A 21,268-nucleotide genomic window follows, 5' to 3' on the forward strand; every position below is an offset into this window, starting at 1 on the left:
GTGAATTGATTTTATCCAACTACTCAATTGTGGTACACTGTAGTAATGATCAGTCATGATGTGGCTCCAAGCCAATCACGGTCTATGTATTTAGTATTTAGGACAACAGCGATCGGAAGGTTGTTCTGTCATCGGAGTGGCAAGTGTAAATATTCTTTAGTTTAGTATGAAAAAAGAGTGCGAGGGGATATCAACATGAAAAACTATCTCGATTTATTACAGGATATTCTGAACAACGGCGTGCATAAGGGAGACCGTACCGGAACCGGAACACAATCCGTGTTCGGCAGACAGCTCCGTTATGACCTCTCGGAAGGATTTCCGCTGGTAACAACCAAACGAATTCATCTCAAATCGGTTATTCATGAACTGTTGTGGTTTTTGAGTGGCGATACCAATATATCTTATTTGAAAGAAAACGGTGTGAAGATCTGGGATGACTGGGCGGACGAAAATGGGGATCTCGGACCGGTATACGGCTCGCAGTGGCGTACATGGGAAGCACCAAACGGAGAAAAAATTGATCAGATCTCTGCAGTAATTGATTCGATTAAAAATAATCCGGATTCTCGTCGTCATCTTGTCAGCGCATGGAATGTGGCAGAAATCAATAATATGAAGCTCCCGCCTTGTCATTTCGCGTTTCAGTTTTACGTTGCAGAGGGTAAATTATCATGTATGCTTACGATGCGTTCCGTGGATACGTTCCTCGGGTTGCCGTTTAACATCGCGAGTTATGCGCTCTTGACTCATATGATTGCTCAGCAATGTGATCTGGAGGTGGGCGATTTCATCTGGTCTGGAGGGGATGTTCACATCTACTCTAACCATGTGGACCAGGTTAAAACGCAGCTGGAGCGTGAACCTTATGCTTTACCTAAGCTGATAATCAAGCGTAAGCCAGATTCTATTTTCGATTATAAGTTCGAGGACTTCGAGTTTGAGAACTACCAGCATCATCCGGGCATTAAAGCTCCAATTGCAGTCTAATTACGTGTTCAATCTCGATAAGAGATTTGGATTAAAGGAGTGTATTACCCTTGAGTATTGAATTGGTATGGGCAATGGGGGAGAACGGTGTGATCGGATTGAATAATTCGATTCCATGGCGTTTACCCAAAGATATGGCCTTTTTCAAACAACGTACGTTAAACAAAACGATTATCATGGGACGTAACACGTGGGAATCTTTTGGCGGTAAGCCGCTTCCTCAACGCCGTAATATCGTAGTGACAAGAGATCTGAACTATAAGGTTGAACAAGCTGAAATTGTGCATACGATTGAAGAAGGACTGAGCGTAACCAAAGATGAGGAACTGTGCGTAATAGGAGGTTCCCAAGTGTATCGTGAGTTCTTACCACTGGCTGATCGTCTTGTGGTGACCAAAATTCATGAGAATTTTGAGGGAGATACGTTTTTCCCTGAAGTGGATTGGTCCGAATGGGAACTGATCGAACAGATTGAAGGCGAACAGGATGAAAACAATGTTCACGCGTATACATTCGAATTTTACGAACGTAAACGGTAAATCCTTCATAATAAAATATGGGCTGAGTTTTTACTGGTATAGGAGTGGCGCTGATTGCGAATTATTCGTGAACAGCGTCTTTTCTTTATGAAAAAATGAGTCACTTATTTGGGAATGTAGCACATATTACATTAATATGACATGTTGGATTGACATGTATATATATTATGCAGACGAACTAGCTTGGAATAGTAAAAAAGTGTAAAAGATTTGGGGTTTTAACGTTGTGAAGTCCTAAAACGGGTCTAATATTCGGAATTTAGAGTGGTTTGTAGCAAAAAATGTTGGGAATGATGACAAATTATCTGACATTTATATTACGTTTCGACCTTTTATTCCTTTAACTCATGCCAAATTTCGCAATGAAAAAGCACATTTGAGACCAAAATAAGGGTATTGACCATAGGTAGACTTGAACGATATGATGTATAAAATACAAATAATTATGCGGATAATCCATTTAATATTCAGCACAGTAAATGCTACTATAATTGAAATATCTTCGAGAAGATTTTGTGATACAATAGACAAAAACTCAGGTAATGAGTAATCCATTTCATATAGAACCATGCACATGAAGGGATTAAGACAAGAACGGATGGGGGAAAACGTAAGATGTCTACACCTACTGGATTTATGGAATACAAACGTCAACTGCCAGCGGATCGAGAGCCAGCGGAGCGGATTAAGGATTGGGAAGAGTTTCATAAACATATGGCAGAAGAAGAGCTCAGAACACAAGGTGCACGATGCATGGATTGTGGTACCCCGTATTGCCATACAGGTATAGATATGATTGGCGGCACGTCAGGTTGCCCCGTGCATAACCTGATTCCGGAATGGAATAATCTTGTATATCGCGGACTGTGGAGAGAAGCTCTTGAGCGCCTTCACAAAACGAATAATTTCCCAGAGTTTACAGGTCGCATCTGTCCTGCTCCTTGCGAAGGATCATGTACAGTTGGCTTAATCGGTGAACCTGTAACCATTAAAACCATTGAAGAAGCTATTATTGAAAAAGGTTTCGAAGAAGGATGGGTCGTTCCCCAACCTCCTGAAAAACGTACGGGTAAACGTGTTGCTGTGGTAGGCTCAGGTCCAGCGGGATTGGCTACTGCGGCTCAGTTGAATAAAGCAGGACACTCGGTTACAGTATATGAGCGTTCGGACCGTGTCGGTGGATTGCTGATGTACGGTATCCCGACGATGAAATTGGATAAGAAGGTAGTTCAACGTCGTGTTGATCTGCTTGAAGCAGAAGGTATCCAATTCATTACGAACACCGAGATTGGAAAAGATATTGCAGCACAAAAATTGGTAGATGATTATGATGCTGTTGTACTATGCGGTGGTGCAACCAAGCCGCGTGAATTCAATATTGAAGGCAGCGACTTGAAAGGCGTTCATTACGCCATGGATTTCCTGAATGGCAGTATTAAGAGCTATCTGGACTCCAATCTGGAAGATGGTCAATATCTGTCCGCTAAGGATAAAGATATTATCGTGATTGGTGGCGGTGATACAGGATCTGACTGTGTAGCTACATCGCTGCGTCATGGTTGTCGTACTATTACTCAATTCGGTACGCATACACAAGCGCCTATCGAGCGTGACCGTATTAATAACCCTTGGCCGCAATTCCCGAACGTGTACACACTTGATTATGCACAAGAGGAAGCCAAAGCCTTGTTTGGTCAAGATCCGCGTGAATTTTCGATCATGACAACCAAGTTTGTCGGAGATGATGAGGGGAACCTCAAAGAATTGCATACAGTACAGATCGAGCGTATTGTGGATGAAACTGGTCGCAAGATTTATCAGCCAATTCCAGGTACAGAGCGTGTATTCCCAGCTCAGATGGCCATGATTGCGATTGGTTTTGATGGACCTGAACAAACGCTGGTAGAGCAACTGGGACTTGCAACAGATCGTCGTACGAACGTTAAGGCACGTTACGGCAAATACAATACCAATGTGGATAAAGTATTTGCAGCAGGTGACATGCGTCGTGGTCAAAGCTTGGTTGTATGGGCGATTAATGAAGGCCGTGAAGCGGCTCGTGAAGTAGACAAATACTTGATGGGTGCTTCGGTTCTTGTGTAACGAGTTAAAAAAAGAACGAATGAATATGAATACTAAACATGTATTATTGTAAATAAGGATATGTATGACAACCCTCGCGTTCAGCGGGGGTTGTTTGTTGTCTTTTGAACAGATAGGACTATATATTTCATGTAAGTGTGAGCAATAGCATTGCTTTTTAAGTGATAAAGATTTATTATTATATTATAATCATTATAAATAAGGATTCACTGAAACCAAGAAATTCGTACGTTAAAAGTAAAATTTATGAATATAAACCGGAGGTGCGACCTGCTATGGCAAGTAACCGGGACAAGTCCATTTCAGAACAGATATTTCACATTAAAAATCAATTGGTTGAAAAAGGATATAAGTTAACACAACAACGGGAAGTTACCGTACGTGTATTACTTGAACATGAGAAGGATCATTTTAGCGCAGAGGAAGTATTTCTCCTGGTTAAAGAGCAGTTCCCTGAGATCGGTTTGGCTACCGTATATCGAACGCTCGAACTGCTGAGTGATCTTCAGGTCGTTGAAAAGATTAACTTTGGAGACGGTGCTGCGCGCTTCGATCTACGGAGTACGGACGGGTCTCATCACCACCATCACTTGATCTGTACAGAATGTGGGAAAGTAGAAGAGATCATGGAAGATGGCCTGCTACGTTTGGAACAACAAATCGAGCGTCAGTATGGCTTTGCTGTCACAGATCATCGTCTGGATTTCCAAGGTGTATGCAAAGAGTGCAGACAAAAGCATGTACTGAAAGAACAGGCAGCAGGTTAATTCATTCTGGGGGCGTGCTCCCGAATACATAATCTGATATAATAGGTTTCAGAAGCAAGGGGCTTCCGTCGGCGGAAGGCCCCTTTTTGCCGTCACGCGGACGGTGAAGGAGGAGAGATGGACGGATGAAGACACTGGTTATAGCGGAAAAACCCGACATGGGTCGAACCATTGCCGCCGTCATAGAACCAAAGGCCAAGAACAATCGCACGTATCTGGAGGGTGAACATTACATCATCACTTGGGCGATTGGGCATTTGCTTGGACTGGCTGAACCGGATGCCTATGATACGAAGTACAAGCGCTGGAATATAGCGGACCTGCCAATCATACCTGATCAGTTCAAGATTGTACCCAATCCGAGAACGAAAGATCAGCTCAAAATGATTGGAGAACTGGCGAAACGGGCTTCAGCGATCGTCAATGCTTGCGATGCAGGGAGAGAAGGGCAGTATATCTTCGCCCTCATTCAACAGCAGTTGAAGCTGCGTCAGCCTGTAAAGCGTCTATGGATATCCGATTTGACGGCAGAGAGTATCAGACGTGGTTTTGATGGTCTGAAGGATGCCTCTGAATTTGAAAATTTGACCCAAGCAGCTCGTGCCAGAAGTGAAGCCGATTGGCTGATCGGCATGAATGCCTCACGCGCGTTTACAACTCGCCATAATGCTTTGTTGTCTGTAGGCCGTGTGCAGACGCCAGTACTGGCGCTGATCTACGATCGGGAAATAGAGATTGAAGCATTCCAGTCGCAGACCTTTTATGAAGTGGCCGCCTGGTTTAGGCAGGAAGGTGTCGAGTACCGGGGGCTGCGTCAAGGTGATAAGCTGACCGATGCCGAGGCAGCAGAAGCCATTGCAGCCAGTGTGAAAGGCAAGACAGGGCGGATTGCCAAATACGAAGCGAAGCAGACGAAGGAGTATCCGTACCGTTTGTATGACCTTACCCTTTTACAGCGTGAAGCCAATGCCAAGTTCGGGTATGGTGCCAAAAAAACACTGGATATCGCGCAGGCCTTGTATGAAAAACACAAGGTAATTTCGTATCCACGGACGAACTCCAACTATGTTACAGAACAGAATATTGAAGGTATGCACAAAACGCTGAATCTGCTCAAGAATGGAACGTATAGTGAGCTTGCACAAGGGGCCAAGCCGGAACTTGTTCATAAGAACAATAAAGGGGTATGTAATCCGAGCAGAGTTGAGGATCACCATGCAATCTTGCCTACATTGAAGCGACCGGGTACGTTATCCAAGGATGAACAGAACATTTATGATTTGATTGTAAGACGCTTCTTGTCTCACTTCTATCCTCCAGCGGAGTATAAGCAACATACGGTGCTCACCGAAGTGGAGAAGCATCAGTTTAAGACATCTGTCAAAGAGCTGCTGTCCCTCGGATGGAAAGTGGTCCTCGGTTCTGGAGATCAGGAACAGGGTGGCGCAGGCAAGAAGAAGACTAAGAAGAACAGCAATGAAGAAGAGGAAGCCGAAGAGTGGACGGACAAGGCTTTTGCCGTACAGCCTGACTTACCTGTTCAATGTACGAAGAGTGAGTTTAAGGAAAAGGCGACCCAGCCCCCCAAGAGTTATACGGAGGGAACGCTTCTGAAAGCCATGGAAAGTGCAGGCAAGCAGATCGAGAATGAAGAGCTGCGAGATGCGATGAAGGACAGTGGTCTGGGGACCCCGGCTACACGAGCGGCTACGATCGAACGCCTCAAAAACGTAGGTTATATTACGCTGCAGGGGAAGAAAATGCAGTTAACCCTCAAAGGCAGAACAGCGATTGAATTGATTCGCCGAGCAGGCGTGGATCTGTTAACTTCACCTGAGATGACAGGCCAATGGGAAAGAAGATTATATCAGATTTCCAAAGGTGAGGCGGGTCAGGACAAGTTCATGGAGAATGTCAAGAAATTTACCTTGTCCATCATTGAGAAAGTACGTGTGCAAGCTCCAGCGCCAGCAGATGCTTTTGGAGAAGATTCGCGTGCAGGCAGGGGGAAAGGCAAAGGAGCCAAAAGCCAGGCCGGCAATACGAGGACATCTGCCAAAACAACTAGTGGCGGTTCAGCTGTAAAAACGTCACGTCAGTCTTCGTCTTCGTCAAGATCTAGCAGTAGGACAAGTACGACTACCAAGGCGCCATCTTCAACTGCGAACCAATCAGGAGTGAGAGAGTTACTGGCACCCTGTCCTTCGCCCGGCTGTACAGGCCAGATCATAGAAGGCAAGAAGGGTTATGGATGTTCACGTTTCAAGGAAGGCTGCTCGTTTGTAGTCTGGAAAGAGTATGCGGGCAAAAAAATCACCAGTACGATGTTAAAATCGCTGATTGAGAAGGGGAGTACGCAAGTACTGTCTTTCAAACGAAAAGACGGAAGTACGGTGAAAGCACGTATTATTTTGCAGGACGTGGTAACAGGCAAGTTATCTGGTGAGAAGCAGGATGCGGGATCTTAGTTAACATGTTAACATAAAGCAAAAGGACCCTTAACCAAGGGTCCTTTTCTGTTGCTGCTGTTGTATATTTTCGTGTATGACCTTCGGTACCTCTTCCAGTGCAGTGATGGTGTACATCGATGTTTCCGGATTAGGCTGAAGTTCTACGATGTTGTATTGCCATTCGTTCGGCTGTTTGATGTATATGCTGTGAATTCCGGCTTTTACTGCGGGCATAATATCTGTCCGAAGAGAGTTGCCAATCATCCATGTTGTTCGACGATCAAATGGACCGTTAGACAGAATGCCTTCCAGGGCCTCGATGTTTTTGTGTTGTCGGATATAGATTCGATCATCAAAATAAGCCGAGAGCTTCATCTGATCAATCTTGCGCTGTTGAATCACGGTTTCGCCACCTGTATATAAGTAGAGAGAATGTCCAGCTACTTTGAGGTTCTCAAGCGTTTCAACCATATGAGGGTATGGTTCAACCTCCTGATCGTATACACTCATGCCCAACTTGCTCAGATAAGTTTCTTCTCCGGGAGAAGTTGACCTGGCGAACTTCCCGGAAAAGTAACGATAGGTATCAATCAGAGATTGCGGGAAGTGATGACTAGCGAAGCCGAGCTTGTTCACGCCGGTTACATCAATCTCCAGCTGTTTTTCGCGGATCTCTTGCGTCGTCAGAGAATGTCCGTCAAACCACTCCTGCATATTCTCAAAGAATTCTCCCAAAACCAGGTTGAAATACTTGTTGCAATATACGAGTGTATCATCAAGGTCAAACAAAATATGTTGTTTCATTATTTTCATGATCTAACTCACTCCTTGTTGCCAGTAACCCCACAATGGTTCAACTAAATTATATGCGAATATAGGATTCCAGGAACATATTCAATTCAGATACGCCATCCGGACGAATACTGTATTTCTCTTTACGATTACTTCCCAGCAGATGGGTTCGCAGCAGACCTGCGATGCGTAGCGCCATAACCTGATCTTTGACAGTGTCTTCGTCTTTACCCAATTCTTCACACATCTCAGCGAGGGATTTGGGTTCATCCGATACGTAACGAAGCAGGCGAAGTCTTTCAGGATCAGCCAATGCATGGGTGAAACGTAAAAGGCATGTTGGTGGCTGGTCTTCGTTCTCTTCAGGTACATCTACGGGATACTGCATGATCATCATACCCTCATAGAAGCAGTACATATTAATAGGGCGGTTATGCACCGTTGGAAACAGGATAACTTCATTCAGTCCAGGCATGGGTTCAACAAGAACTCCTGCAGTGGCATATTCAATGAGCAGTTCAGATCCCATTTTATCAAGCAAAACGCGTTTTTCTTCAGCATCTTCTTCCAGCCATACGCGCTTATCTTCACTCATATTCTGACAGTAGTGTTGATCCCATAGTCGCAATAATGGGACATAGCTGTTCCGAATACGCGTAGATTCTTCTATAGTAAGAGCGGGCAGAAGAGAAGATACACGTGCATACAGGTCTTCCGCTGTCATTCCGGCAAGCATGTCCAGAAACTCACGATTCTCCTTCGTAACATTTTGATACGCTGCCCATGCAAACAGGACATCAAAATCATCAAAAGGCCAAGTGGCAGCAGGTGCGAGCGCAGCTCGTACATTGGAACTTAGTTTGCCTTCCACTTCCAGAATCCATTCAGGACCAATATCCAGATGCTGAATCCATTTTTTCGTAACATAAACCAGAAAGCTATTGAGCATTTCATATATCGGTGAAACATCAATTTTAACATGATAAGCCATATTGTTGCAGAATCCTCCCGTCACATCTAAGTGTACGCAGCGACTTAAGTACTATTATGGCTTGTTTTGCACGGCGTTGTCCACTATAATGTTCAAGTCCGGGGCAAAGCCCCGATCCATCAATAGCAGTTCAAAACCATATGTATACCATACGAAAGTCGTCAGCGATGACGATTTTTCTTTGTGTGCTCGCAGGAGGAATGAATTCGTGTCATCGATTACTCGCCCCAAACTATCCCACTCGACAGCGAACTATCTGATTTTGATTACAGTTATTGTGGTAGCTGGAATTAGTCAGGGGCTTTTGCTGCCTGTGCTTTCGATTTTTTTGGAGCAAAAAGGGGTTTCACCAGGTTTAAACGGATTAAACGCTGCTGCATTGTACATTGGCTCTTTTGCCATGACTCTAGTTGCGGAACGACTATTGGGAGCACTCGGGTTCAAAAAGCTGATTGTGGGTGGCCTGATATTGGTCATGGTCCCTTTAATACTATTTCCGTATTTACCAGATATTAAAATATGGTTCATTTTGCGTTTGATCGTTGGAATAGGAGACAGCGCACTGCATTACGCGGCTCAGCTCTGGGTGCTGCTTGTTACGGCACCTGAAAAGCGTGGACGCTACATATCGCTATATGGCATGTCCTACGGACTGGGATTCAGCATTGGTCCGCTGGGAATCAAGCTGCTCGGATTCGGTGATGCTGTCCCTTTCTGGGTATTGTTCGTATGTATGGCAGCAGTACTTATTCTGGTATTAATGAAGCTTCCGAATACGAAGCCGGAAAAAGCAGAGCATGGCCAGCTGCCTGAACGGCGCTTCCGTCGTAGTCTGGCATGGGCTTGGTACGCACTGTTACCTGCCCTTTTATACGGTTATATGGAGGCCGGTATGAATAGTAACTTCCCCGTGTATGGCCTGCGTATTGGGTTCGACACCGATCAGATTTCGTCGTTGCTTCCATTTATCGGTATTGGAGGTTTGTTCCTTCAATTGCCTCTGGGGATGTTGAGTGACCGATATGGGCGTAAAAAGATATTGATGTTTGCAGGCATCAGCGGGGGAATCATCTTCATGCTGGTTCCAGTCGCAGGTACGCATTTCTGGTGGACGCTTGTATTATTAACGATCGCTGGTGGTCTGGTCGGCTCCTTTTTCTCATTGGGGCTTGCCTATGCAGCAGATATTTTGCCTAAAATGTTGCTGCCTGCAGCGAACGTTGTGGCTTCCTTTCATTTCACGATTGGAAGCATTATCGGACCGAATCTGGGCGGCCAGATGATTAACTGGATTTCGCCCGGAAGCATGTTTACCTTGCTGGGAATCATGTACCTTCTTTTCGGCGCGGCAGGTATATTATTTCGTCGTAAACCTGAGTTTGAATCTGTGTTAAAATAGAAGCTGGTGTTCGCATGGAAATTGATGTCCATTTCCGAGTACACTAGTGGTAGGGAAAAACATGGACAAGAGGAGACATCGCGATGATCAGAGTAGAGAACTTGAGTAAATCCGTTGGCGTGGACCGTGTTCCTGTTCTACGGGATATTCGTTTTGATATGCAGCAAGGTGAGATGATAGCTGTAGTTGGCTCAAGCGGTAGCGGAAAAAGCATGCTGCTCAAATGTCTGGCTATGATGGAAAAATGGGATTCAGGCCGATTTACGGTGGATGGCACCGAGATTTTGAAAGAAGGCTGGTCCGGAAAACGGAAAATTAAACGGGAATGGGCATACTTGGAGCAGAATCCAGAATTATTCCCTAGACGTACGGCTCTTAAAAATGTATTAATCGGACGTTCGGGTCAGACACCCGTATGGAGAATGGTAACGGGCATGGTGCGTTCCGATGATTATATGGGTGCTATGGACTATCTCGAAGGATTGGGATTACTTGATAAGGCACATCAAATAGCAGAGAAGCTGAGTGGTGGAGAGAAGCAGCGGGTTGCCATTGCAAGAGCGCTTGCTCATGGTGCCAAAGTGGTTCTGGCCGATGAACCTGTAATTGGTCTCGATCCTCACACAGCAGATTCGGTGCTGGAAACCCTGCGTAAATTATGTGAAGAAGAACGTGCTACAGTCATTGCAGTATTGCCTATTGAACTTGCTGAGAAACATGCCACGCGAATCTGGGGATTGGCAGACGGCAAGATTGCTTTTGATATTCGTGGACGGAGACTGACACAGCAAGAAAAAAACCAGATTTAAACTATTGAAAAGAGTGATGAGATTGTTTAATTCACGGTGGGGACGCTTTGTAGCAGCAGGAACAATGGCGATCATGCTTGGTTCTGTTCTAAGCGGATGCACAGTCATAAGTGACCCCAAGGGTTTGATGAGAAAACCAATGATGTCCACAGATAAGGAGAAACTGTACAACGTGGTTCAGGTTAAACTGCCGCCAGAGAGCACGTTGATTCGTCCCAAGGATATGAATAACACCAGTATGATCCGAGTGGAAGACCTGAATGGGGATGGAACTCGGGAAGCGATTGTGTTTTATGAGACGCCGAATGAGAATGTGCGAATCCATGGTATGATTTTGGAAGAGCAGGGAGGCACATGGGTTAAAAAGCTTACATTTGATGTGCCGGGAAATGAGCTGCAATCCTTTAAAGTATTGGATATTACAAATGACGGAAATCCGGATATTATTCTTGGTGTAAGTCTACAGGAGCAGAAGGCCCTGACCGCATATTCCTACAAGGGCGGGGCACTGGAGCAGGTCTTGGGTGGAGTTCCGTATAATCAATATATCATTGATGATGCGCAGGGTAACACGCTGGATTTGAGCGGAGACGGTAAGAGTGATTTTGTTATCATTTCGCTGAACAACAGCGGTTTTGCAACGATTGCGTTATACCAGTACGAAGATGGCAGCTTCAAGGAAGTTGATCGGGTGCAGACCGATTATACCGTTAAAGAAGTTTATAATGCTCTGGGCGGAGAGATCGCCGAAGGGCACATGGGCATTGTACTGGATGCAGAGCTTGATGATCGAAGCTCCTTCTCGCAAATTATCTATGTTAAGGATAATAAGTTAGTGAATGCTTTCAAATCACCGGATCAAACGTATAGAGATGACAAAATTTTAAGCGGTGATGTTGATAATGATGGTATTATTGAGTTTGGACTCAAAGAGACTCCAAAAGGTTGGGAGCATTACGTATTTGACTCTCGGTTGTGGTTTTACACCTATTATCAGTGGGATGGAAAAGACGGTAAGAAATTTGTCTCATTCCAATTCCGGGATGATGCTGATTTATTTCATCTTAACCTTAAGCCAGAGTGGTACGGTAAGATCACTATTGATACCAAATCGGAAAAGGAAAAATATATTCGATTTAAAATGATTGAAACTGACGAAACCGTGGCAGAGATTAAATATTTCACCCTTTCCCAGTGGGAACAGGAGAAGGGTAAAAGCTGGAAGGAAATTACACGAACCAAAGATCGGGTTATTGCTTCAAGGGTAGCACAATCAGAGGCGGGTAAAGATGCCCTAGGAAATACTTCTCAGCTGAATAGAAAGGGAGAACTTAATGAGTAAAGTACTTATTCTTGAGGATGAAGAATCCATCCGCAGTTTTATAGTGATCAATTTAAAGAGAAACGGATTCGAAGTGCTTGAAGCGGGTGATGGCCATGAAGCGCTACGCATACTGCAAACGGTACCGGATATTGATCTGGCACTGCTGGATGTCATGGTACCTGGTATTGATGGATTCGAGGTGTGTAGACGGATCCGTGAGACCAATGAACGCTTGGGTATCATCTTCTTGACCGCGAAAGTTCAGGAACAGGATAAAGTGTATGCACTTTCCGTTGGTGCAGATGATCACGTAAGCAAGCCTTTCAGCCCTACAGAGCTGATTGCTCGTATTCAGTCTTTATTGCGTCGAGTGAACGTGCACCGGGAAACCGCGGCAAAGGTTACGTTCCAGTCGGGACCATTTTCACTGGATCTGATCTCGAAGCAATTCAAAAAACAGAATGAAGCTATAGAATTAACTCCAACGGAATTTTCCCTGATTCAGTTTTTCCTGGAAAAAGAAAATACACCGCTCAGCCGCGATGTCTTGTTAGATCACGTATGGGGAAAAGAGTACATGGGTGATCCAAAAATTGTGGATGTAAACATTCGTCGTCTGCGTCAGAAAATTGAGAACAATCCTTCCGAGCCCGAATACCTGCAAACTGTATGGGGTCACGGGTACAAATGGAAGGGCCGGGAGCAATGATTAAAAAAGGCATTACTCGGCAGATCGTACTACATTATTTCTTTGTAGTTTTTCTCGCTCTGCTGTTGGTCGAATTCGTATTTATGTTGGCAGTACAAAGGTATTATTATGAAAGTATCTACAATACGATTAGTACCCACATTTCTAATTCAAAGGACTTTTTCGAGCCGATTGCCCGTGAAAATACCACGGAGGATGGCAATAATCTGTCGAGACTCATTGTGAACTTGGCATTGTCCAATACTGAACTTGAAATTTTGGATCTGAACGGGCGCGTATTGGCGAGTTCGACTGCTTTTGAATCTGACCGTGCTGTGCTGCAAACCAGTGATATTATGCAGGCTTTGAACGGGGATATGGGACGCTGGATTGGAAGACAACCAGGTACTGGAGAATCCGTCATGGCCGTTTCACACAAGTTTGATCTGGGCGGCGAAAATACTTATGTTATTCGATATCTGACATCACTTGAAGATGTGAATTCAAAGCTGTTAAATATGGGACTACTTGCCGCTGCGGTCGGTGTTGCCGTGCTTGCGATTGTTCTGATTATCAGTATCGGTATGGCGAATTCCATCGTGCGTCCAATCAACAACATCACTGCAGTATCTGCTCAGATGGCCAGAGGACGGCTGGATGTCAGGGTTAAAGGAAACTATAAGCACGAACTGGGCGAATTGGCATCGACGCTTAACTTCATGGCACATGAAATCGTGCGTAGTAATCAGATCAAGGATGATTTTATCTCTTCGATCTCACATGAATTAAGAACACCTCTCACCAGTATCAAGGGTTGGAGTGAGACACTGGATTCAGGCGGTTATGATCCGGAAGAAACCCGCATCGGAATGGGCATTATCTCCAAGGAAACGGAACGACTGATTGGACTTGTTGAGGAGATGCTGGATTTCTCCAAATTACAGCAGAATCAGATGAAGCTGGTCAAAGGAACCGTCAACATACGTGAAATTGTGCAGGAAACGATGTTGAATGTCTGGGCCAAAGCGGAACAAAAACAGGTTCATCTCAAGTTGGAAACGGATGAGACTCGTGCATATAATGTCCATGGAGACGGGAACAGACTGAAACAAGTCTTCTTGAACGTTGTGGATAATGCAATCAAATTTTCCCATGAGAATTCATGGATCTTCTTGTCCGTCAAAGAGGAGAATGGTCAGATCATTGCAGCTGTTCAGGACACCGGTATCGGAATAAGTGAGGAACATCTAATCAAAGTACGGGACCGCTTCTTCCAGGTGAATCATCAAAATGGGGGAACTGGACTGGGGCTTGCGATTACGCAGGAACTGGTAGAACTTCATGAGGGAACCATTACAATGCAGAGTGAACTCGGCTCTGGTACAACAGTTACGGTCACGTTACCGGCTGTGGCTGAGGAGATGGGTACAGAGGAATCTGTAACGCAACCTGGTGATACTGAAGTAAATGAAGAGAGAGCAGCAACCGATGTAAAATTGGATCCAGAAAAGTCTTAAGGTTGTATAAGACCCAAAAAGGCGAGCCACTAAGGTTCGCCTTTTTTTGCACATTATTATGAAGAAAGTTCACCAGCGCGCAAGCGCCCACTTTTCTCATATACTTCTTTCAACATACGAACAGGTTGTGAACGGACAGCCGGCTTGGCAGAGACAATCTCGTTAGGACCAACAACAACAATTTCATCTGCCGTACCTTTAACGATTGCACCGTCTTTAATTATCGCACCTTCACCAATGATGGCGCGTTCGATGTGAACACCACGACCTACGCGTGCGTTCGGCATAACAACACTGTCTTTTACCTCTGAACCCTTACCTACTTCAGCACCGCAGAAGATCACAGAACGTTCGGCGCGACCTTCAATGGCACAAGAGTCGTGAATCATGGAAGACACATGTTCACTCTTCGTATGTCTAGCTTTGTAAGCATTTGGCTTTGACCGCCAGTCGCGGGTAAACATAGGCCAGTTTTCTTTTTGAAGACTCCAGTCTTCATCGTTGTGCAACAGATCCATATGTGCATCCCAAAGGCTCTTAACCGTACCTACGTCTTTCCAATAACCATTAAAGTTATAGACGTAGAGGGGATTGTTCTCGTTTAACATTTGAGGAATAACGTCTTTACCGAAGTCATGGCTGGATTCAGGGTTTGCTGCATCTTCCAAGAGATGGCGCTTCAAATACTCCCATTTGAACATGTAGATACCCATTGAAGCCAGATTGCTTTTTGGTTCAGTCGGTTTCTCGGCAAACTCGGTTACACGCAAATTAGCATCAGCAGCCATAATTCCGAAGCGATGTGCTTCATCCCATGAAACTTCCATCACCGAAATGGTTGCTGCGGCATTGTTGGCCTGATGAGCCTCCAACATTTCGCGATAATTCATATGATAAATATGATCACCCGACAAAATTAGAACATTTTCGGGGTTTTGCTGATCAATATAGTCAATATTTTTATAAATAGCATCCGCCGTTCCCAAGTATTCGTCATTTCCTGTATGATAAGATGGAAGTAAGGAAATTCCTGGCTGACTTGAGTTACCATGTCCCCATGGTTCTCCTTGACCAATGTGATCATGCAAAGATTCCGCTTGGTACTGCGTTAATACTCCTACAGTATCGATCCCTGAGTTTACGCAGTTACTGAGAGGAAAATCGATGATCCGGTAATGCCCGCCAAAGGGTACAGCGGGTTTTGCGACACTTGAGGTTAAAGGGGCTAATCGCTTCCCTTCTCCTCCCGCCAACAGCATAGCGATGCAATCTTTATTAAACATAATCGTTTCCCTCCCAAAATATTGTGCATTGTAGTACATCATTAACGCAAAGTAGAGCAGATGAAACGATTGTTACTGTAAAAATTCAGAAAAAAGACAACATTTTCTAACGCACCGCATTTTTCTTTTCAACTTGGCTAGAATGGGGTAATGGTTACTGTTATATCTATTTTCTTGAGAAGAAGGTGATCTCTTGGCCATTCAACCGTTGGCACACCCGGACATATCGCCGGAGCATATTTATTTATTTCATGAAGGCAACCTTCATCACAGTTATCGAATTTTGGGCGCACAGCCTGAGATCTGCGATGGCCGTCAGGGGTATCGCTTTACCGTGTGGGCACCAAATGCCGCAGAAGTAGGATTGGCTCTGGACCGTAATGGATGGAAAGGCGAAAAAGAACCTTTATATAAGATACCCGAATCAGGATTTTGGAGTCGTTTTTTTCCGGAAATTAGTGAAGGAACTTTATACAAGTTCCGTATATTAACGGAAGATGGAACAGAATTGCTCAAAGCGGACCCTTATGCGTTTCATGCGGAGGTTCGACCTCAGACAGCCTCTGTCACCAGTTCAATCGAAGGTTACAAATGGAATGATGGAGCCTGGAGACGCAAACAGCGTGGGCTGTATAACAAACCTCTACATATTTATGAAATGCATATGGGGACCTGGAAGCGCAAAGAAGATGGCAGCCTTTATAGTTACCGCGAGATGGCTGACTTGCTCGTTCCTTACTTATTAGAAATGAAATATACCCATGTTGAGATGATGCCTCTAAGTGAGCATCCCTATGACCTTTCGTGGGGATACCAAAACACTGGATTTTATGCACCAACAAGCCGTTACGGACAGCCTAAAGACTTGATGTATTTAGTGGATACACTACATCAGGCTGGCATTGGTGTTCTGCTGGATTGGGTGCCAGCGCATTTTGCCAAAGACGCTCATGGGTTGCGTATGTTTGATGGTACGCCTTTGTATGAGTATGCAGACCCGATGTTAGCAGAGAAGCCAGGCTGGGGTACACTTAGCTTTGACTACTCGAAACCTGAGATTCGTTCATTTCTGATATCCAACGCATTGTATTGGATGGAGATGTATCATTTTGACGGACTCCGTGTTGATGCAGTTACGAGTATGCTTCGGCTTGATTTTGAGAAACAGCCAGGACAATACCGAACCAATGATGAAGGAGGTCTTGAGAACAAGGAAGCTGTAGCCTTTTTACAGCAACTGAATGAGACGGTGTTCAAGTATTTCCCTTATGCATTGATGATGGCTGAAGAATCCAGTGCATGGCCAATGGTAACGTTACCTGTAGATGAAGGCGGTCTGGGTTTCAATTACAAATGGAACATGGGCTGGATGAACGATACGCTTGATTACATGGAATCTGATTTTCATGAGCGTCCTTCCAAACATCATTTGCTGACTTTCCCGGTCGTATACTCCTTTTCTGAAAATTATGTGCTACCTCTGTCTCATGACGAGGTTGTTCATGGCAAAAAGTCACTCCTCGACAAGATGCCAGGAACCTATGAACAGAAATTTGCCGGCATGCGTGCTTTTCTGGGCTATTTTATGACTTTCCCAGGGAAAAAACTGTTGTTTATGGGTGGAGACTTTGGCCAGTTCATCGAATGGAAAGATGAGGATCAACTGGATTGGTTCTTGCTGGACTATGACAGTCACCGCAATTTGCATAAGTTTGAGCGTGAACTGTCGAACCTGTACTTGAGCGAAAAAGCTTTGTGGGAGCTTGATCATTCCTTGGACGGTTATGAATGGATCACTCCGGATGATCAGGACCAGAGTGTCATTTCATATGTACGCAAAGGAAAAAAACCTGCGGATACACTCCTTGTGCTCATTAACTTTCAGCCGGTCAAGCGGGAGCGTTACCGAATTGGTGTCATGCGTCCCGGTATGTATACCGAAGTTCTGAACAGTGACCATTCCGTTTACGGCGGTTCAGGCATTACTAATGATATGCAGCTACCTACCGAAAAGATTCCTTTTCATGGGCATCCGCATAGTCTCGAATTGGTTTTGCCTCCGCTGAGCATCGTGATTCTAAAAAAGAACACGCGTCGGAAAACGGATGAATCGCCTGCGAGTATAACTTCCGTCAGTTCAAAAACGAAGAATAAGAATGAAAGTAATACGCTCAAACCGAAGAGGAGGACAAAGGCATGAATATTCTATTTGCTGCTGCTGAAGTACATCCATTTATCAAAACAGGAGGCCTTGCTGACGTAATCGGTGCTCTCCCGCTTGCATTGAAGAAGAGCGGGGCAGACGTGCGGGTGATTATGCCTAAATACAAGGGGATTCCCGATGAGTATAAAGACGCGTTACAGCCCGTCGTTACAACGGATGTGCCTCTGGGCTGGCGTAGACCCTATTGTGGAATAGAAATGCTGATTTATGATGGAATACCAGTATATTTTGTGGATAATGAGTATTATTTTGGGCGTGATGGGGTGTACGGATATATGGATGATGGTGAGCGGTTCGCCTTCTTCAACCGTGCGGTTCTCGAAGTGCTGCCACAGATTGAGTTCAAGCCGGACGTGCTGCACAGTCATGACTGGCATGCAGGGATGATTCCTTTGCTGCTCGAAGCACACTACAGACACGATTCATTCTACAGTGATATGCGAACGGTATTCACCATACATAACTTGTTGTATCAAGGGGTATTCCCGCATCAGTTATTCAGTGAAATCCTGGAGCTGGACGATCGATATTTCACCGTGGATGGAGCCGAGTATTACGGTAATGTCAATTTCCTCAAAGCTGGAATTGTGTACGCTGACCATGTGACAACCGTTAGTCCAACTTACGCACAGGAAGTGAAAACATCTTATTATGGATATGGCCTTGATGGACTGCTCAGTTCACTTGGAGATCGATTTAGCGGGATTGTAAATGGCATTGATACCAAGAGCTACAACCCGGCTACAGACACCAAGATCCCCGTGAAATACAGAACGAGTCTGTCCAAGAAAACGGAAAACAAAATCGAGTTGCAAAAGGAACTTGGATTGCCTGTTCGACCAGATGCACCTCTTATGGTAATGGTCACAAGGCTAGTTGATTCCAAAGGACTTGATCTGGTCTGCCGCATCCTGGATGAATTGTTGTATTATGATGACATACAATTCGCCGTACTTGGAACTGGTGAGCAGGCCTATGAACACTGGTTCCGTGAAGCGGCAAATCGTTATCCACTCAAAATGTCTGCTCAGATCAAGTTCAACGACGGGTTATCCCGTCGGTTCTATGCAGGCAGTGATATCTTCCTGATGCCATCCAGGTTCGAGCCATGTGGCATTAGTCAGTTGCTGGCCCTGCGGTACGGCAGTGTGCCTCTCGTAAGAGAAACAGGTGGTCTGAACGATACTGTGCAGGCATATAACGAGTTTACCGGAGAGGGGAATGGCTTCTCATTCACAAGCTTTAACGCGCATGACATGATGAATACCATTCGACGTGCGGAGGAGATCTACAAACAGCCAGAACACTGGAAGAAGATTGTGAAAAATGCAATGAGCGGAGAATACAGCTGGAATGTCTCTGCTGAGGAATATATGGATATTTATCGTCGAATCACACTCGAACCTGTAAATTGATGCAGTTGTCAATGAGCCACAGCATATGATGCTGTGGCTTTTTTACGCAATAAAAAAACACTTCGAAACTTCAGAATAATCGTACTGCATTCATCTGAGGCGGTAGAAGTGTTTTCTTTTGTTATGAGCATGCTTTCACTTAGACTTTAAAATGAATGTTCGCCGGATCAAGCTGCCTGTACAAAATGCGGTACCCGTAAGGATCGAGCTTAACATTCATCATGCCATCGGTTGGATACACTGACTCTTCAGTTAAAGCATCCTTCCAGTCTTTTGTTTCCATGGGGTGAGAGAGCGTACGATCTTGAGATGTATTATTCATCCATACAGTAAAGTGGAGGTTGTCATCTACACGTTCGTACACGATACAGGGATCGTTATGATCAGCTTTGAGGAAACGGAAGCGTCCTTTGCGCAGGGCTTCATTGCTTTTGCGTAAATCGATCATCAGACGATAGAAATCGTAGAGTTCTCTGTCTTGTTTAGCAGGGTCCCATTCCATGCATTTTCGGCAATCCGGGTCAGCACCACCACTAATTCCAACCTCATCTCCATAGAAGATACAAGGTGTGCCGATATAGGTGAAGAGAAATACAACCGACAACTTTAGTCGGCGTTTGTCTTCTCCTAACCGGGTGAGCAGGCGAGGGGTATCGTGGCTGCAGAGCATATTGAAGATTACTTCGTTGGTTTGTTGCGGATAGCGCATAATCAATGAACCCATCTCATTGGCAAAATTATAACCATCCATTGAACCGCAGAAGAACTGAAGCACTTTGTCGGCAAAAGGATAATTCATGACGGAATCGAATTGATCTCCCATAAGCCAGGTCAAGGAATCGCTCCATACTTCACCAACTATATAAGCTTCAGGATTCGCAGCCTTAACAACCTTGCGGAAATCACGCCAGAAATGGTTGTCCACTTCATTCGCTACATCCAATCTCCAGCCATCCAGCTTGATCTCCTTGATCCAGTACTCAGCTACATCGAGTAGATAGGCCTTAACCTCTGGGTTGGCTGTATTGAATTTGGGCATGTTGCCATAGAACCCAAACGTATCGTAGGTAGGTATACCGTCCTTAATCTGCAACGGATATTCATTGATGTGGAACCAATCCGCATATTTTGAGTTTTTTCCATGTTGGAGTACGTCTTGAAAAGGAGGGAAGTCTTCGCTGCAATGGTTAAACACCGCGTCAAGCATGACACGTATACCCAGGCGATGGCATTCTTCTGTCACTTTTCGTAGCATGGCGTTATCACCGAAATGGGGATCGACTTTTTTATAGTCAATGGTGTCATATTTATGGTAGGAATTGGCTTGGAATAACGGGGTAAAGTAAATGGCGTTTACGCCAAGTTCAGTCAAGTCATACAGATGATCCAGTACACCCTGCAGATCTCCACCAAAATAATTGTCCAACTCAGGTTTGCCACCCCAGTCATGGGTTTCTTGTGGATTTAGCGTGGGATCTCCATTAGCAAACCGTTCAGTCATGATCTGATAAAAGACAGCTTCTTTGGCCCACTCGGGCACCTTAAACACGTCAATTTCGTGTATGTAAGAGAACTCATAGTATCCTCCGGTGGGATAGGGGGGCTCATAATGAATTCCGTTATCCGCAAGAAACACATCCTCTGAACCGGCAGTTATCCGAAATATATAGGTGAGACGTTTGAATTGTGGCTTGACGGCAGCCTCCCAATAATCAAACATGCGATCGGAAGCAGCCTTCTCCAGTTGAATTTCCTTGTAGGTCCCGTTCCAATTGTACTTATCTCCGGTCAGTGCAGTCACGTATTGCACATCATTGCGCTTGGTTCGTACGCGCAGATGTATGGTAGACGAGTTGTAGGCATAAGCCCACTTGTCACGAGGGACATGATACATAGCTTCGAGCAGCATGACAGCACCTCCTGAATATGGATAAGTTATACCAATATATAACCAAGTTAGCCAGCAAATGAACCATA

Annotated in this window: 16 protein-coding genes; 12 read left to right on the top strand and 4 right to left on the bottom strand. The window is 44.9% G+C overall.

Features of this window, described 5'->3' with window-relative positions; translation table 11 throughout:
* Window positions 1-195: 195 nt before the first annotated feature.
* The 5 genes from thyA (at window position 196) to AC4G47_RS12320 (ending at window position 6,867) form a co-directional block, all read left to right on the top strand.
* Window positions 196-990, top strand: coding sequence for a thymidylate synthase (thyA, locus tag AC4G47_RS12300; RefSeq protein WP_145322061.1), 795 nt, complete (start codon window positions 196-198; stop codon window positions 988-990).
* 50 nt (window positions 991-1,040) lie between these two features.
* A complete protein-coding gene (locus tag AC4G47_RS12305; RefSeq protein ID WP_491106169.1) occupies window positions 1,041-1,529 on the top strand; it encodes a dihydrofolate reductase in 489 nt (162 codons plus the stop codon).
* 615 nt (window positions 1,530-2,144) lie between these two features.
* The gene (locus AC4G47_RS12310) at window positions 2,145-3,632 is read left to right on the top strand and encodes a glutamate synthase subunit beta (RefSeq protein ID WP_491106170.1); all 1,488 of its coding nucleotides are present in this window, start codon (window positions 2,145-2,147) and stop codon (window positions 3,630-3,632) included.
* 275 nt (window positions 3,633-3,907) lie between these two features.
* Window positions 3,908-4,399, top strand: a complete 492-nt coding sequence (gene fur / locus AC4G47_RS12315; RefSeq protein ID WP_036613667.1) for a ferric iron uptake transcriptional regulator — start codon at window positions 3,908-3,910, stop codon at window positions 4,397-4,399.
* 125 nt (window positions 4,400-4,524) lie between these two features.
* Complete coding sequence (locus AC4G47_RS12320) at window positions 4,525-6,867, top strand: type IA DNA topoisomerase (protein WP_458122874.1); 2,343 nt, start codon at window positions 4,525-4,527, stop codon at window positions 6,865-6,867.
* A 30-nt stretch (window positions 6,868-6,897) separates the two neighbouring features.
* Here AC4G47_RS12320 and AC4G47_RS12325 read toward each other — a convergent pair whose 3' ends face one another.
* On the bottom strand, window positions 6,898-7,662 hold the full coding sequence (locus AC4G47_RS12325) for an HAD family hydrolase (protein ID WP_458122873.1): 765 nt from the start codon (window positions 7,660-7,662) through the stop codon (window positions 6,898-6,900).
* Window positions 7,663-7,711: 49 nt separating this feature from the next.
* On the bottom strand, window positions 7,712-8,632 hold the full coding sequence (locus tag AC4G47_RS12330) for an ArsR/SmtB family transcription factor (RefSeq protein ID WP_491106171.1): 921 nt from the start codon (window positions 8,630-8,632) through the stop codon (window positions 7,712-7,714).
* 208 nt (window positions 8,633-8,840) lie between these two features.
* Between AC4G47_RS12330 and AC4G47_RS12335 the strand changes: the two genes are divergently transcribed.
* The 5 genes from AC4G47_RS12335 (at window position 8,841) to AC4G47_RS12355 (ending at window position 14,369) form a co-directional block, all read left to right on the top strand.
* Window positions 8,841-10,031, top strand: a complete 1,191-nt coding sequence (locus AC4G47_RS12335) for an MFS transporter (RefSeq protein WP_458122871.1) — start codon at window positions 8,841-8,843, stop codon at window positions 10,029-10,031.
* Between the two features lie 83 nt (window positions 10,032-10,114).
* Window positions 10,115-10,840 carry a phosphonate ABC transporter ATP-binding protein gene (locus AC4G47_RS12340; RefSeq protein ID WP_491106172.1) on the top strand — a complete coding sequence of 242 codons (726 nt, stop codon included), beginning with the start codon at window positions 10,115-10,117 and terminating at the stop codon, window positions 10,838-10,840.
* Between the two features lie 22 nt (window positions 10,841-10,862).
* On the top strand, window positions 10,863-12,182 hold the full coding sequence (locus AC4G47_RS12345) for a hypothetical protein (RefSeq protein ID WP_458122870.1): 1,320 nt from the start codon (window positions 10,863-10,865) through the stop codon (window positions 12,180-12,182).
* Window positions 12,175-12,873 carry a response regulator transcription factor gene (locus AC4G47_RS12350; protein ID WP_017688086.1) on the top strand — a complete coding sequence of 233 codons (699 nt, stop codon included), beginning with the start codon at window positions 12,175-12,177 and terminating at the stop codon, window positions 12,871-12,873. The genes AC4G47_RS12345 and AC4G47_RS12350 overlap by 8 nt, the downstream gene beginning before the upstream one ends.
* On the top strand, window positions 12,870-14,369 hold the full coding sequence (locus AC4G47_RS12355) for a sensor histidine kinase (RefSeq protein ID WP_491106173.1): 1,500 nt from the start codon (window positions 12,870-12,872) through the stop codon (window positions 14,367-14,369). Before AC4G47_RS12350 ends, AC4G47_RS12355 begins: the two co-directional genes overlap by 4 nt.
* A gap of 56 nt (window positions 14,370-14,425) precedes the next feature.
* On the opposite strand, the gene AC4G47_RS12360 is transcribed toward AC4G47_RS12355, so the two are convergent.
* Window positions 14,426-15,652, bottom strand: coding sequence for a glucose-1-phosphate adenylyltransferase (locus tag AC4G47_RS12360; protein ID WP_491106174.1), 1,227 nt, complete (start codon window positions 15,650-15,652; stop codon window positions 14,426-14,428).
* Between the two features lie 193 nt (window positions 15,653-15,845).
* Between AC4G47_RS12360 and glgB the strand changes: the two genes are divergently transcribed.
* Window positions 15,846-17,852, top strand: coding sequence for a 1,4-alpha-glucan branching protein GlgB (gene glgB / locus AC4G47_RS12365; RefSeq protein WP_491106175.1), 2,007 nt, complete (start codon window positions 15,846-15,848; stop codon window positions 17,850-17,852).
* On the top strand, window positions 17,849-19,291 hold the full coding sequence (gene glgA / locus AC4G47_RS12370; protein WP_491106176.1) for a glycogen synthase GlgA: 1,443 nt from the start codon (window positions 17,849-17,851) through the stop codon (window positions 19,289-19,291). Before glgB ends, glgA begins: the two co-directional genes overlap by 4 nt.
* Before the next feature lie 139 nt (window positions 19,292-19,430).
* On the opposite strand, the gene AC4G47_RS12375 is transcribed toward glgA, so the two are convergent.
* A complete protein-coding gene (locus AC4G47_RS12375; protein ID WP_491106177.1) occupies window positions 19,431-21,200 on the bottom strand; it encodes an alpha-glycosidase in 1,770 nt (589 codons plus the stop codon).
* Window positions 21,201-21,268 lie beyond the last annotated feature (68 nt).

The sequence above is a fragment of the Paenibacillus sp. Negev47 genome (genome assembly GCF_058313655.1).